Raw genomic sequence first — 13,846 nt, forward strand, 5'->3', positions numbered from 1 at the left:
AAGACTGAAGGCGGTGAATCAGTATGAATCGACCTATTCGCGTGTTGGTGGCCAAACCGGGATTGGACGGACATGACCGTGGCGCGTTAATCATTGCGCAGGCGCTTCGCGATGAAGGGATGGAGGTCATCTATACGGGCTTGCGCCAGTCGCCCGCACAAATCGTGGCAACGGCGATCCAGGAAGACGTGGACGTCATCGGACTTTCCTGTTTGTCCGGAGCGCATAACGAGTTGTTTCCGGAAGTAACGAGACTGTTGAAGGAACAAGGGGCTGACGACATCATCGTGATCGGTGGCGGGGTCATTCCGCAGGAGGATATTCCGTTTCTGAAACAGCACGGGATCGCGGAGGTATTCACGTCCGGCACCACCACTAAGGAGACGGCAGCATTTATCCGTCAAGCGGTGAAAGCGAGGGAAGCACAAACATGAATCGCTGGCAGGCACCCCGCCAGATCAGTCACATCGGCATCGCTGTGCGTAGTTTGGATGAGGCGATTCCATTGTATCGCGATATATTGGGCTTGGCATGGGAAGGAACGGAGACGGTAGAGAGTGAGCAAGTACGCGTCGCCTTTTTCCGGATCGGTGAAACCCGGATCGAGCTGTTGGAGCCCCTGTCACCGGAAAGCGCCATCGCCAAATACCTGGAAAAGCGAGGAGAGGGTATTCATCATATCGCATTGGAGGTGGATGATATCGAAAGGCGCCTGTCCGAGTTGGAGGATCAGGGCGTCCGGCTCATTCACGAACAGCCCAAGCAAGGGGCGCACAATGCGAAAGTAGCTTTCCTCCATCCCAAGTCGACGGGCGGTGTCCTGTTCGAGTTATGTGAACATGAGACGGATTCACCGAAATAAGGGATTTGGAACCAAGTGAAGGGTGGACATTTTCCGGTAGCGGCCTTTGAGCTTGGCGAACGAGGAGCGAGCGGGAAACTGACCTACCCAGTATATACAGGATGATGGGTTGGACAGGAGATGTGTTGGTCCATAAAACGGGATCAGCATCTCCAATGGAAGGGGGAGAAACCGTGCACGAAAAAATTGAGGAATTGGCTGAAAAAAGACGTCGAGTGGAGATGGGTGGGGGCGAAGAAAAAATCCGCTCCCAGCACGAAAAGGGGAAGCTGACCGCCCGGGAGCGGATCGATCTGCTGTTGGATGAAGGTACGTTCGTGGAGCTCAATCCGTTTGTGGAGCACCGGGCGACTCATTTCGGGATGGACAAGGTGTCCGCTCCGGGGGAAGGGGTGGTCACAGGGTACGGAAAAATCAACGGTCGGCCCGTATATGTGTTTGCTCAGGACTTCACGGTCTTCGGCGGTGCCCTGGGTGAGATGCATGCGATGAAAATCGCGCGTATAATGGACTTGGCGGCCAAAAACGGAGCGCCGATCATCGGATTGAATGATTCTGGCGGCGCCCGGATTCAAGAAGGGGTCGTCTCACTGGACGGTTACGGACATATTTTTTACCGCAATTCGATTTACTCCGGCGTGATTCCGCAGATCTCGGTCATCATGGGTCCGTGTGCCGGCGGTGCGGTCTATTCGCCTGCCATTACGGATTTCGTGGTGATGGTGGAAAAAACGAGCCAAATGTTTATCACCGGGCCCAAAGTGATCGAAACAGTGACAGGCGAGACCATCACTTCGGAGGATCTCGGCGGGGCACGGGTCCACGCATCCGTGAGCGGAAATGCGCATTTCACGGCGCCGACGGAGGCGGAAGCCCTCGATCAAGTGCGCCGACTGCTCAGTTATCTGCCGCAAAACAACATGGAGGATCCGCCGCGCGTCTACGCACCGGACGACGACGGATGGGTAGAGGAATTGGCTGAGGTCGTCCCGGTGGAAGGAACCAAAGTATATGACGTACTGGAAGTGATTCGGCGCGTGGTGGACGAGGGATCGTTTCTGGAAGTGCAGGAGCGGTTCGCCCGCAACATCGTCGTTGGTTTCGGACGGATCGCTGGGCAGACGGTCGGCATTGTCGCCAATCAGCCCAAGGTGATGGCGGGTGGGTTGGACATCGATTCTTCCGACAAGCTGAGCCGATTTGTCCGTTTCTGTGATTGTTTCAACATCCCGCTGATCACGTTTGTCGACGTGACCGGGTTTTTCCCCGGCGTCAACCAGGAACACCGTGGTATCATCCGGCATGGTGCCAAAATCCTGTATGCCTACTCGGAGGCGACTGTTCCCAAAATTACCGTCATCACGCGCAAGGCGTACGGCGGCGCATACGTAGCACTCAACAGTAAAGCGATCGGTGCCGATCTTGTCTACGCTTGGCCCAGCGCTGAAGTGGCGGTGATGGGACCGGAAGGGGCGGCCAACATCATCTTCAGCAAGGAAATCCGGGAAAGCGATAATCCCGAGGCGACGCGGGCTGCGCGTATCGCTGAATACCGGGAGAAATTTGCCAACCCGTATGTGGCCGCTTCGATGGGCATGGTGGACGATGTGATCGATCCCCGCGAGACGAGAAAAAAGCTGCGGGAAGCCCTGGAGATGCTGCGAAACAAACGGGAAAGCCGCCCGCCCAAAAAACACGGCAATATTCCGTTGTAAGGCGGGGAAGGAAACAATGGCTATCGATAAAACGATCCCGTTGGTTGTACATGTATTCAATCGTGCAAAGGTGGGCAAACCTGTACCAGCGGGGGAAGGATGCAACCCAATCGTCCGGTTGGAACCGGAAGAGTCGCCGAGTCGGGTAAAGTTGCTGGGGGCATTTGAAACCCGCTTCCTGTTCAATCCGAACGATGTGAGCGAATGGCGGTTGGCGGGCAGAGAGCGGCAGATGACGGTGCCGGGTTCCTCCTCTTGGACGGACCGATCGGTCATGCATCGCGCCGAGCGGTTTCGCGACCGGAGAACGGTAGACGGGAGGAAAGACGGTTGGTCAATCGCGAGCGATTGTTGGAAACGTTTTTCGAACTGGTGAAAACAGACAGCGAAACAAAAGAGGAACGACAAATCTGCGATCTGTTGAAACGAAAGTGGACAGAGCTCGGCTTTCACGTCGTGGAAGACGATGCGGCAGAGAAAACCGGCCACGGTGCCGGCAATTTGGTGGCAACACTGGAGGGAACGGTGAAAGATGCCCCCATCGTCTATTTCACATGTCACATGGATACGGTGAAACCGGGCAAAGGTGTCAAACCTTCCATTCAGGACGGTTATGTCGTCTCCGACGGTACCACTATCCTGGGCAGTGATGACAAAGCGGGAATCGCCGCACTGTTTGAAGGCATCCGCCTGGTTCGGGAACGGGGCATCGACCACGGCACGATTCAATTGGTGATCACCGTCGGGGAAGAGTCTGGCTTGGTCGGAGCCAAAGCGTTGGACCGTTCGCTGTTGAAGGCGGATTTCGGATTTGCATTGGACTCCAACGGACCGGTGGGCGAAATCATCACATCCGCCCCGTCGCAGTATCACATCAAAGCGACCATTTACGGAAGGGCGGCTCATGCCGGCGTCAACCCGGAAGATGGGATCAGCGCCATTCAAGTGGCTAGCCGCGCCATTTCCAAAATGCCGTTGGGTCGGATCGATGAGGAGACGACGGCCAATATCGGCATGTTCCGAGGCGGAACGGCTACCAACGTGGTCGCGGAACATGCGGAGATCGTGGCAGAAGCACGCAGTCGCGATGAAGCCAAACTGGAAGCGCAAGTGAAAAAAATGGTCCAAGCCTTTGAAGAGGCAGCTCGGGAAGCGGGCGCCCGAGTCGAAGTGGAAACGGAGAAAATGTATCCCGCATACAAGTTTGAGGAATCTCATCCGGTGGTGCAAACGGCGATCGCCGCGGTCAAAAAGGTGGGGCGCGATCCGAAGATTCTCGCCAGTGGCGGCGGCAGCGACGCCAACGTCATTTCCGGTTACGGTGTCCCGACCGTCAATTTGGGCATTGGTTATGAAAACATTCACACCACCAGCGAACGGATGCCGATTGCCGAGCTGGAAAAAGCGGCTGAACTGGTTGTGGCGATCATCCAGACGGTCGCGGAGAAACATTGATGAAACGCTCAAGGTCCTCCCTCGGGAGGACCTTCTGTTATTGCGCGAGAAACCTTCCTGTTTGCTGAATTTTACGATCTGTGAATTGCTTTCACTGATGGCGTTACGGCCGGTTGCACCGATGATGGTAAGAGCAGCCGAGACGACGTGTAGGCGCCCCACGCCGCCAACAACAACAGCCCTGCGAGCACCAAATAACCTATTCCTGCGCCGGTGTAGTCGATGACCAGCGTACACAGTCCGATCAGGGCGAGCCGTTTCATCATGCCCACTGATTGGAAAAAACTGAGCACTCGTCCCATTAGGTGTTTGGGGACCATCACCATATACAGGTTTTGCCGGACGAGGCGGACGGAGGCATTGCACCAGCCGAACAGTGTGGTTAATGCAACGTACACCCAGCCATAGGGGAATGCGACAACAATGATCATGGCTGCGGCAAATACAAGCATATTGCCGACGAGTGAACGAATCTCACCAAGCCGCTTTGTCATTCCGCTTATGAGAAACCCGGCCGCTACTGCTCCAATGGCGTAGGTCATCTCGTGCAACGAGTAGATGATGGCGTCGGCATGAAGCGCTTGTGCTACAAACACGGGAGAGAGCAGGTTGCCCACCATCACGGCGATAAAGGGCATGAACACGGAGACGCCGAACAGCAGAAACCCGCGTTTTTTCTTTATGTACCGCCAGCTTTCTGCGAATTGCACCAGCCAGTCCACACCGGGGTTTTCACGTACATGCTTTTCCAACGTAAACACGTACTCCATCCGGCTGATGAGTAACAAAGCCAATAGATAGGTGAGGGCGTCAAACAGCAGCACAACTGGGAGGCCGTACCATCCGAGAACCAGGCCTGCCGCCCCGCCCGACATGACGCTGGCCGTCTGGCTTTCGATCTCCAAGAGACTGTTGATCGACCGGTAGTGGCGCTCCTCAAACTTCTCCTGCACCAAAGCGGACTGTGTCGGATAATGAACCTGAAAAATGAGGGTGGTCACAATAAACAGTGCGATCAACATCCATTCCCCGTAAGGAGCGTAGAATCCCCACAGGGCAAGGGCGAGCAGAATCACAAACCCGACGGCGCTTTCCACAAGTAAGATCGTTTTGCGGGGGAAACGGTCGATCAGCGTGCCGAAGTAAGGTCCGAGCAAAAACATCAGGGCGGCTGAGACGAACATTGTGGTTCCCAACTGTTTTGCCGAACCAGTCTCCGTTACCAAATACCAGGAGATCCCGATCATGGTCATGCCCTGGCCAAAACCGGAGAACAGATTGGCCCAAAACAGCTTCTGAAAGTTCCGGTCGAAAAGCACCTCTTTCATGCGTATCCCCCATTCTCAATTGGGTTTCGAGTATATCGTAACTCCATTTTTATAATTTGTAAACATAAAAGTTGATTAAGTAACCAAAAAAGTTCCCCCTAAGGGGGAAGGAACACATACCCATCAAGGTTAAGCTGATACAAAAAAGATGAATGGATATTACTTTTATAAAAGTTTAATTTATACAGTAGTTGAATGTGCCGAACAAACCGGAGGGATTGTTTTTTTAATCAAGCAGCTTTGACGGTCTTTTTAGTATAATCGTATACGACACCCAGAATATCAAAAACTGTTTTTTTCTCATAGCGGTGAGATTTTCGCCCATTCTTTTCTATTAAATAGAAGAGGCGAATCAGAATCTTTGATAACTCTTGGGTGTTTTCTTGTATCGACTGATGAATCAATAAAAAATAGCTTTGAATCATATAGAAGGCCTTGTATTCACTCAACTCTTTACGCTTCTTGCGAAGCAAGAGTTCTCTCATGCGAAACATGGTAGAAGAGCATAAGAAGATAGCGATCAGCTGACCATAGAGATAGCATCCCATTCGTTCATTTTTAATGTCTTTACAGTGATCGATCTTGAAAATCGATTTCCAAGTTTTAAACAGAATCTCGACCTGCCATCTCAGCGAGTATAGGTCATGAACTTGTTCCTTCGGAACAAGTTCCCAAGGGATGTTGGTGATATATGTATTGATTTCAGTCAAACGTTTGCTACGCTCTGAGTATGTCATTCCTTTTTTCTTCTCTTTATAGGCTTGGTCCTTTCTTCTTTTCTTGACTTGTTCTTCCGTTAGTCGATAGAGGATGACTCTAGCAGGTAGTTTCTTGTCCCTGCCGATATAAGCATTTGGAATCTCCAGTGTTTCACCTGGTTGCATGTCATTCATGATCTCTTCTAAATCTAGTAGGATATATTCCGTTTGTTTCTTGATCGATCCATCTTTAAAATACTCGGGAGCTGGATTCTTTTTGTATATCTTGTTATTGAGCTTTAGACGGGACACATAGAAAACACCCCTTTGATCCATCTGATCCAGATCCACGAGTGAGAAGTATCCTAAGTCACGGATACATAGGTCACCAGGTCTAAGAGTATCTAGGCAAGTTGTACCAAATGTTTTATCATTATTTTTTCCAGGTTCCACTTGAAGATTCAGAAACTGACCACTGTGTAACTCATATTCCAATTGAATTTTGACACCTGCTGTATGACCACAACCTCCTGCTCCTGGATAATCTTCCTTAAACGAATCTGGTATTTGAAAGGTCGTCGAATCAAGAATGCGGATACGCTGAAACAGTGATAAAAGCTTGCTTGAAATGGGGGTTATTGATCCTATTTCTGATTTCAACAAAAGAGTAAACAGGCTTTGAAGAAATTTCACTGCATGACTTTTGAAACGTTGATTGAGCCCTTCAGGGCTCATCAGTACTCCATTCGAAGCTTCTAGTTGACTACATAGTTTGTTTAGGGAAGTGCTAGCAATATTTCGACTCACCCAAACACACAAAGTCACTAAGTCTATTGCACGGTATTTACTCTTCCTTTGAACGAATCCCTTTTCTTTTGCCAACTGCTCAAGAGCAGCTGATGATAAATGTTTTTGTAATTCTTCCGCAAATAGGTTTAGTTCATGTTGAATCGGAAGATTCATTGCGAAACGCCATCCTTTCCTATATTCCTATAGAAAGAATAGCGTTTTTCTGATGTTAAGACTATTCTATTTTCTTGGCTTGATGGCGATGGGGTATGGCAACCAAAAGCGAAATATAGGGCCAGATGCAAGGCAGCCCCTCAGCGTCTTCACTTTTCCTCTACTGGGATTATTGTCCCAGGATTCTGTTTATCGCCGTGAATTTATTTCAGGATTGTCCGTATGACCGCTTAGCCGGCCAAGATCCTTGAAGTTTGCAGATTTGTATGATTTGTCCGGTGTGATACGCATCGTGAAGAATGAGACTGTATAACCACATGCCGACAGGGTGTTTCGAAACTTCGCGCTCCAAGTCGTAACTGCTGTACCCAGCAATGATGTTGCGAATCGATTGATGTACGTCGTCCAGTTTCTTAACAGATTCTTCCCAAGCGGACGGTTCCACGGAAGTGACGGCAAATGTGTCGTCGTTTGTCAAGCCTTGAGGATACTCGGTTTCTTCACCCGTTAGAAACTTCAGGAACCATTCCTTGTAAAACGTCAAATGGCGAACGTTCTCCCAGATCGTATGGATCGGCGCGCCTTCAGGCTTCCAATTCGCTTGCTCCGCCGTAACGCCTTTGAGCGTATCGGCCAACGGCGGATACCAGTCTTCTTTGTCGTAACCAATTTCCCATCCGTGCAGTAAAAATGCTTTCTTGTCCATACGATTCCTCCTGAAATAAAAATATGTAACGACTAAAAATTAAATTGATAGTTACAACATAGTATCACATGCGGCCAGAAGGAGTACCCACCGATAAATGTACTCAGATATAGAAAAGTTTATGTCCTAAAATTACATGTATCTCCCCCGAACCCCTATAGAGGCTCAGAATAATTATTTTTGTTTTTTATCTAACTCCCGTGGTGGGGTAGTACCCATGCCCATCAAGCTAAGCAAAATGGATACCCCCAAAACGAGAAAATGAGCTTCTTTGTTACAAGAAAGCCCAAAATTTCGTTCTGGGGGTACTATAAAACTTTAACTTGATAGGCATGGGGAAGGAACAGCTTTCCCTGGCAAATAGAAACCGGCTCCTGATCATGGTTTGTCAGCAATTAGGCGGGTAATTCCCACTGGTCTTACACCCCGACGAAACCGCCGAACAGTTGAATCATCCAAACCGTGATCTTAGACATCAGGTTGAAGTACAACAATACTCCCAATATGACCATCACACCTCCGCCTACTTTCATGATGCGTGCGGAGTGGCGCAGGATCCAACGTGTTCGGCCTAAGAAAAAAGCCATGACAAAAAACGGGATGGCAAAACCGAGCGTGTATGCAGTAATGTAACTCAGTCCCGCACTGGGGTTGGAGGCGGACAGCATCAACACGGAAGCGAAAATTGGCCCGACGCACGGTGTCCAGCCGGCGGCGAAACCGATGCCAATCAACGTGGAACCGAGGTAGCCCATCCTGCGGCTCGAGATTTCCAGTCGTTTTTCCCGCATGAGAAAAGCGGGTTGAAACACTCCCATCAGGAACAAGCCCATCACCGCAATCAATACAGCACCCAGCATGCGGATGGTTTCTTTGTAATCCTCAAAAAACTGTCCAAGCCGAGTGGCTGAAAAACCAAGGGCGTAAAAAATGATGGAAAAGCCCAAGATGAAAAATAATGTGTGTGAGGCCACTGCCCGCCGAACATTGGCCGTCCGATTTTCTCTGAGTTCACTTACCGAGATTCCCGTGATGTAAGACAGATACGACGGATACAGCGGGAGACAGCATGGTGAGATGAACGACAGCGCTCCCGCGCCAAAAGCCAGCCACCAAGACAAATCCGACATTTTCTCATCCCTCCGGTCGGGTTAAAGAGTCCAGTACACGCTTCACTTCCTGCGAAGTGACGGGCCCTGTTTTCTTCCATACGATCACGCCTTTGGCGTCCACGATATAGGTTGTTGGGAGCCCCAAGGCAACATATTTTTCCGTCACTTCTCCCGTCTTGTCTTTCAGCACGGGAAAGGTCAACCCATATTGTTTGAGAAAGCCAGAAACATCGGCTTCACTGCCCTCCTGATACGTGGAATTCACGATAAAAAAGTCCACCCGATTCTTGTATTGCTGGTATATGGATTGCAACGTAGGCATTTCCTCTCGGCACGGTGGGCACCACGTCGCCCAAAAATTGATCAGGGCGGGTTTGCCGTTCCGCTTGGACAGGTCCATCTTATGTCCGTCCAAAGTTGGCAAAGCAAAGACGGGAGCGCGATCGCCTTTTTGCAAACCTGGCTCCTCCTGGGCGGGCGTTTGATTTATCTTTGGCTTCTGTACTTGCGTCGAGGACGATGCTTGCGCCGACTGATCGGAACGATCCTTTTTCCCGCCGTGCCAGAAGGCCCCGATCAGCGCGGCGACGATCACAAGCCCGATCACTCCGTTTTTCCAAGCGTTCGTTTGCCGAGACATCTTTGCGCCTCCTCTATACATCTAGCCTTTGTTACGTGACAGCAGTAAATCGTAGATGCTCACGGGATATCCTCACAAATGGATGCCATGAGAAAAAAGGGGATGGCTCCCCTTAAAAATCGATCATTTTATCCTTGGCGGTCATCTTACCAGCCATAGTCCGTTCAGCGATAAAAGTCCGCTCCATCTCCGCAAACAGCCCCAGTATGGTGACCATTGCTTTGGTCATAATGTCGTTACTCAGTCGAGTATCGATCCCATGACAAAGACTGACTAGATGAATTTCCCAATCTTGAAATAACTCATATGTGCATACCACGTCCGTAATGGATCGAGACAACGACGGTATCCCCCGGCTGTATCAGATCCATCAGCCGGCGAAACTCGGAGCGGTCCGTAATGTTCTTGCCGGATGCTTTCTCTCGGAATAGTTCATCTACCCCGAACCTTTCTAACTCCTTTATCTGAATTTCCAAGTCCTGATGCACCGCGGACACCCGTGTGTATCCATACACTTTTTCTGATGTTTTTACCGAAATGTCCCGACCCGTTCTCTTGTCGGTGTAATGTGTTCTTTGATCGCGATGTGGATGATCTTTTTGATTGAGGGTTTGGGTGCCATTTTGACCAAGGTGATGGAGACTCCCCGATTCCTTCGGGTACAATCTCTTTTTCCACCAGGAATGAAAGGGCGAACCCGTTCCAGCCCTGGGCCAAAGTGCCGACAAGTAGGATAGGAGATGGTGAGAATGAGATCGGATACAGGGACACACGATCCGTTTGAAAAGAGACCTGTAAAACTGTTTTCACTTCATCCGTATCCTTTTGGCGATTTGAATCGTTTATATGGTGTCAAAGGAAAGGAGGGCGATCAAGTGTTTAACACTAATGACTCAATGCGGTCGTCTGAAGGATCTGAATCGGATGTCCATGAACGCCTCTCGACCCTTCGTGACCACTTGCTCCGTTACTGTGAGTTCCTAAGCGGATCCCGTCACGAGGCAGAAGATGTGGTTCAGACGACTCTAATCAAAGCACTTCCGGTCCTAAAAGGGGCAGAAAAGCATCCAAATGTTTCTGCATTGCTACGGCGTATCGCAAAAAACACGTGGCTGGATCACGTTCGTAAACAGAGAAAGTTTCGGCCATACAATCCTATGGAACTGTACGCAGTCTGCGGTTCCATGCCACCAGAGGATCGATTGGAAGTGGAAGCGGCATTACAAGTGATTCAACAACTTACTGCGCAGCAGCGAGCTGTCTTTCTTTTATGTGAGGTTTTCGAGTACACGGATAGAGAAGCCGGAGAACTCCTCGGAATGAACCGAGGTGCCGTGAAAGCGACTCTACATCGTGCGAAAGTACGATTAATTTCTATGAAAGAGCTCCTGCCTGAAAGAGACGACGGCGTGCAGAATGAGATTCTACAAGCGTACGTTGCAGCATTTTATGCAGCCGACATAACGACACTAATGCATCTATGCCAGGGTGGGATACTCGATCCGGTGCATGCAACCAGCAAAGTCCTGACATTCGCTCAAAGACAAACGAATGCGAGAAGGACAAACGGCGGAACTCAGATGTCCATTTTGGCAGCAGCGTAACGTCTGGCATCAAAAGGGGGGCTTGTTTATGGGACTCATTCCGTACGTGATCGAGCAAACCAGCCGAGGTGAGCGAAGTTACGATATCTACTCACGACTTCTGAAAGACCGGATTGTCATCGTGGGCTCAGCCATTGATGATGACCTGGCAAACTCGGTCGTGGCACAACTGCTATTCCTTGCCGCAGATGATCCAGAAAAGGACATTCAAATGTATATCAATAGCCCTGGTGGGTTGGTCACAGCCGGCTTCGCCATCTACGACACGATGCAGCACATCAAACCCGACGTATCCACCATCTGTGTCGGGATGGCGGCGAGCTTTGGTGCCGTTTTACTGACAGCGGGCGCCAAGAGCAAGCGGTTTGCACTTTCAAACAGTGAGGTCATGATTCACCAGCCACTCGGCGGGGCGAGAGGTCAGGCTTCTGACATTAAGATTCATGCCGACTGGATGCTCAAAACTCGGGAGAAAATCAATCGGACCCTGGCGAAGCATACTGGGCAAACAGTGGAACGGATTGCGACGGATACGGATAGGGATCGGTTCATGAGTGCAGAGGATGCGAAGACCTACGGCCTGATCGACGATGTGATTGTTTGATAGACAAATAGAAATGGAGATGCGGATATGCGAATTCTGATTTTGGGCGGCACGGAGTTCTTAGGACGTCACTTGGTTGAAGCGGCACTTGCGAAGGGGCACGAAGTGACGCTGTTTAACCGAGGAAAATCCAATCCACATTTGTTTCCGGACGTGGAGAAGCTGCGGGGCGACCGGGACGGAAACTTGGATGCGCTTCGTGGACGGTACTGGGATGCAGTGATTGACCCGAGCGGCTATGTGCCACGGATCGTTCGGCAATCGGTCCAGTTGTTAGAAGACGCCGTGGGCCACTATACCTTTGTTTCGAGTATCTCCGTCTATGCTGACTTCACCCAGGTCGGTATGGATGAGAACGCATCGGTTGGGAAGTTAGACGACGAAACGAACGAGGACGTAAACCGGTTCTACGGTCCGCTCAAGGCGCTCTGCGAACGTGAAGTTCAATCCGTATTCGGCGAGCGAGCACTTGTGATCAGGCCGGGGCTGATTGTTGGACCATACGACCCTACAGATCGTTTTACGTATTGGGTTCGACGGTTTTCACAAGGTGTAGAGGTTTTGGTGCCGGGGCGTCGGGATCGACCAATTCAATTCATCGATGTTAGGGACTTAGCCAAGTGGATGATCACGATGGTAGAGCGACGGTCAAACGGTATTTTCAATGCAACCGGGCCAAAGGAAAAGTTCACGATGGAAGAGTTTGTTCGTGAATTGGAGAATAGTATCCCATTGTCCGGGAGAGCAACATGGGTCAGTGAAGACTTCCTCTGGGACAAGGGTGTAAAGGAGTGGACTGAGTTGCCGCTCTGGATTTCAGATAAGAAGAATTATCCGGGATTTCTGACGATAAACGTGAATCGGGCGAATGCTCATGGACTGACTTTCCGACCTCTCCTACAAACGATTATGGAAACCCTTCGATGGGACCAGACACGTCCACAGGAGACGGCACTCAAGGCAGGAATGAGTCGTGAACGGGAGTCCGAGTTGTTACGGGAATGGAAGGAGTGGGATGCGAGGTGAAGAACGAAACCAGCTGAAAGTGGTGGCCATCTATGACATCCACGGCAATCTGCCGCCACTATGTGGCTTGGGACCGGATCCTGGATAAGTCGTGGCTTCGTTGACTGGTCAGCCGGATTAGAAAGGGTTAGGAGGCAATCGACGGACACCAAAAACCTGGCCCTGCGTTAAGGGCTCAGGGTTTTTTTAAGAAAAGTCGCATATCGTTGGCCCAGAAAGGATGAATAAGGACATGCCTACCGTGGCAGTGACGAAGGAGAGAAAAAGATGAAAATCAAGCTGATTCGTCATGCGACATTTCAGATCCGATATGCGGGGGTTGAGCTTCTCGTAGACCCCATGTTGAGCAAGGCAGGATCGCTCCCCCCTACAACTAATACCCCCAACCAACGATCCAATCCATTAGTGTCACTTCTACATCCCGATGTGATTTTGCTAACTCATTTGCACCGGGATCACTTTGATGATGAAGCAGTTAATCGTTTGCCTAAGCATATACCCATACTTTGCCAACCGCCTGATCAAGAAAGTCTACATAAGAAAGGATTTATGGATGTGCGGCCAATCAACAAACAAGTTTCTTATAAGGGAATTCGGTTTAGTCGCACAGGTGGTCAGCATGCGACGGGAGAGATCGGGCAAAAGATGGGACCTGTTTCTGGATTTGTATTACAAGCACAGGGGGAGCCAAGCCTGTATCTGACGGGGGATACGATCTGGTGTCCCGAGGTTGAGACAGCGCTTATGACTTATCGGCCAGAGGTGGTCGTCGTCTTTGCAGGAGCGGCCCAATTTCTAACAGGAGACCCGATTACGATGGCAAAAGAGGATGTTCGCAAGTTGCGTCAGGCCGTCCCAAACAGTGAGATCACTGTGGCTCATATGGAGGTGTGGAACCACTGTTTGTTAACAAGAGAGGAATTGAAACGTGATTTGGCTGATCAAGGGTTGATAGAAGGAGTATGGGTTCCTGAAGATGGGGAAGAAAGGGAGTTCTTCAGATAGAGATTCATGTAAAAATCTGGAGCTTTGTTCGAGGTGGTGGATAGGGAGGGCTTATTTCGGAGCTGGTCCTTCAGTGGAGTAGAACGGGTGGCCACGGCGGTGCCGCGATCGGCCGACTTGGCGAGGCT

14 protein-coding genes and 1 pseudogene are annotated in these 13,846 nt (G+C 50.4%); 9 read left to right on the forward strand and 6 right to left on the reverse strand.

Going from position 1 to position 13,846, the window contains the following annotated elements:
• The first annotated feature begins 23 nt into the window (after positions 1-23).
• The 5 genes from KI215_RS07055 to KI215_RS07075 all read left to right on the forward strand — a co-directional run bounded on the left by KI215_RS07055 (position 24) and on the right by KI215_RS07075 (position 4,032).
• Positions 24-434 carry a cobalamin B12-binding domain-containing protein gene (locus KI215_RS07055; RefSeq protein WP_212774829.1) on the forward strand — a complete coding sequence of 137 codons (411 nt, stop codon included), beginning with the start codon at positions 24-26 and terminating at the stop codon, positions 432-434.
• On the forward strand, positions 431-862 hold the full coding sequence (mce, locus tag KI215_RS07060) for a methylmalonyl-CoA epimerase (protein WP_212774830.1): 432 nt from the start codon (positions 431-433) through the stop codon (positions 860-862). Before KI215_RS07055 ends, mce begins: the two co-directional genes overlap by 4 nt.
• 155 nt (positions 863-1,017) lie before the next feature.
• Complete coding sequence (locus KI215_RS07065) at positions 1,018-2,577, forward strand: acyl-CoA carboxylase subunit beta (RefSeq protein ID WP_212775106.1); 1,560 nt, start codon at positions 1,018-1,020, stop codon at positions 2,575-2,577.
• A gap of 16 nt (positions 2,578-2,593) precedes the next feature.
• Entirely contained in the window at positions 2,594-2,953 is a 360-nt protein-coding gene (locus KI215_RS07070; protein ID WP_212774831.1) for a hypothetical protein, read from the forward strand.
• On the forward strand, positions 2,908-4,032 hold the full coding sequence (locus KI215_RS07075) for a M20/M25/M40 family metallo-hydrolase (RefSeq protein WP_212774832.1): 1,125 nt from the start codon (positions 2,908-2,910) through the stop codon (positions 4,030-4,032). The genes KI215_RS07070 and KI215_RS07075 overlap by 46 nt, the downstream gene beginning before the upstream one ends.
• A gap of 71 nt (positions 4,033-4,103) precedes the next feature.
• On the opposite strand, the gene KI215_RS07080 is transcribed toward KI215_RS07075, so the two are convergent.
• The 6 genes and pseudogenes from KI215_RS07080 to KI215_RS16190 form a co-directional block, all read right to left on the reverse strand.
• Positions 4,104-5,360, reverse strand: coding sequence for an MFS transporter (locus tag KI215_RS07080; RefSeq protein WP_212774833.1), 1,257 nt, complete (start codon positions 5,358-5,360; stop codon positions 4,104-4,106).
• A 230-nt stretch (positions 5,361-5,590) separates the two neighbouring features.
• Positions 5,591-7,021, reverse strand: coding sequence for an IS4 family transposase (locus KI215_RS07085; RefSeq protein ID WP_212774834.1), 1,431 nt, complete (start codon positions 7,019-7,021; stop codon positions 5,591-5,593).
• Between the two features lie 208 nt (positions 7,022-7,229).
• Complete coding sequence (locus KI215_RS07090; protein WP_212774835.1) at positions 7,230-7,727, reverse strand: DinB family protein; 498 nt, start codon at positions 7,725-7,727, stop codon at positions 7,230-7,232.
• Positions 7,728-8,146: 419 nt separating this feature from the next.
• Positions 8,147-8,857 carry a cytochrome c biogenesis CcdA family protein gene (locus KI215_RS07095; protein WP_212774836.1) on the reverse strand — a complete coding sequence of 237 codons (711 nt, stop codon included), beginning with the start codon at positions 8,855-8,857 and terminating at the stop codon, positions 8,147-8,149.
• A gap of 4 nt (positions 8,858-8,861) precedes the next feature.
• Positions 8,862-9,479, reverse strand: coding sequence for a TlpA family protein disulfide reductase (locus tag KI215_RS07100; RefSeq protein WP_212774837.1), 618 nt, complete (start codon positions 9,477-9,479; stop codon positions 8,862-8,864).
• A gap of 112 nt (positions 9,480-9,591) precedes the next feature.
• Positions 9,592-10,252, reverse strand: a pseudogene (locus tag KI215_RS16190) (recombinase family protein).
• Here KI215_RS16190 and KI215_RS07110 point away from each other — a divergent pair.
• The 4 genes from KI215_RS07110 (at position 10,229) to KI215_RS07125 (ending at position 13,718) form a co-directional block, all read left to right on the forward strand.
• Positions 10,229-11,083, forward strand: a complete 855-nt coding sequence (locus KI215_RS07110; RefSeq protein ID WP_212774838.1) for an RNA polymerase sigma factor — start codon at positions 10,229-10,231, stop codon at positions 11,081-11,083. The pseudogene KI215_RS16190 and the gene KI215_RS07110 overlap by 24 nt on opposite strands.
• A 28-nt stretch (positions 11,084-11,111) precedes the next feature.
• Positions 11,112-11,687 (forward strand): ATP-dependent Clp endopeptidase proteolytic subunit ClpP, encoded by a 576-nt coding sequence (gene clpP / locus KI215_RS07115; protein WP_212774839.1) that lies wholly within the window; start codon positions 11,112-11,114, stop codon positions 11,685-11,687.
• Between the two features lie 27 nt (positions 11,688-11,714).
• Positions 11,715-12,713 (forward strand): NAD-dependent epimerase/dehydratase family protein, encoded by a 999-nt coding sequence (locus KI215_RS07120; protein ID WP_212774840.1) that lies wholly within the window; start codon positions 11,715-11,717, stop codon positions 12,711-12,713.
• A 267-nt stretch (positions 12,714-12,980) separates the two neighbouring features.
• On the forward strand, positions 12,981-13,718 hold the full coding sequence (locus KI215_RS07125) for an MBL fold metallo-hydrolase (protein ID WP_212774841.1): 738 nt from the start codon (positions 12,981-12,983) through the stop codon (positions 13,716-13,718).
• The last annotated feature ends 128 nt before the right edge of the window (positions 13,719-13,846 follow it).

The sequence above is a fragment of the Polycladomyces abyssicola genome (assembly GCF_018326425.1).
Lineage (GTDB): Bacteria > Bacillota > Bacilli > Thermoactinomycetales > JIR-001 > Polycladomyces > Polycladomyces abyssicola.

Excerpts from the sequence above, each read along its gene's own strand:
- KI215_RS07055 (WP_212774829.1), top strand. The coding sequence starts at position 24 with ATGAATCGACCTATTCGCGTGTTGGTGGCCAAACCGGGATTGGACGGA.
- mce (WP_212774830.1), top strand. The coding sequence starts at position 431 with ATGAATCGCTGGCAGGCACCCCGCCAGATCAGTCACATCGGCATCGCT.
- KI215_RS07065 (WP_212775106.1), top strand. The coding sequence starts at position 1,018 with ATGGAAGGGGGAGAAACCGTGCACGAAAAAATTGAGGAATTGGCTGAA.
- KI215_RS07070 (WP_212774831.1), top strand. The coding sequence starts at position 2,594 with ATGGCTATCGATAAAACGATCCCGTTGGTTGTACATGTATTCAATCGT.
- KI215_RS07080 (WP_212774833.1), bottom strand. The coding sequence starts at position 5,360 with ATGAAAGAGGTGCTTTTCGACCGGAACTTTCAGAAGCTGTTTTGGGCC.
- KI215_RS07085 (WP_212774834.1), bottom strand. The coding sequence starts at position 7,021 with ATGAATCTTCCGATTCAACATGAACTAAACCTATTTGCGGAAGAATTA.
- KI215_RS07090 (WP_212774835.1), bottom strand. The coding sequence starts at position 7,727 with ATGGACAAGAAAGCATTTTTACTGCACGGATGGGAAATTGGTTACGAC.
- KI215_RS07095 (WP_212774836.1), bottom strand. The coding sequence starts at position 8,857 with ATGTCGGATTTGTCTTGGTGGCTGGCTTTTGGCGCGGGAGCGCTGTCG.
- KI215_RS07100 (WP_212774837.1), bottom strand. The coding sequence starts at position 9,479 with ATGTCTCGGCAAACGAACGCTTGGAAAAACGGAGTGATCGGGCTTGTG.
- KI215_RS07110 (WP_212774838.1), top strand. The coding sequence starts at position 10,229 with ATGAGATCGGATACAGGGACACACGATCCGTTTGAAAAGAGACCTGTA.
- clpP (WP_212774839.1), top strand. The coding sequence starts at position 11,112 with ATGGGACTCATTCCGTACGTGATCGAGCAAACCAGCCGAGGTGAGCGA.
- KI215_RS07120 (WP_212774840.1), top strand. The coding sequence starts at position 11,715 with ATGCGAATTCTGATTTTGGGCGGCACGGAGTTCTTAGGACGTCACTTG.
- KI215_RS07125 (WP_212774841.1), top strand. The coding sequence starts at position 12,981 with ATGAAAATCAAGCTGATTCGTCATGCGACATTTCAGATCCGATATGCG.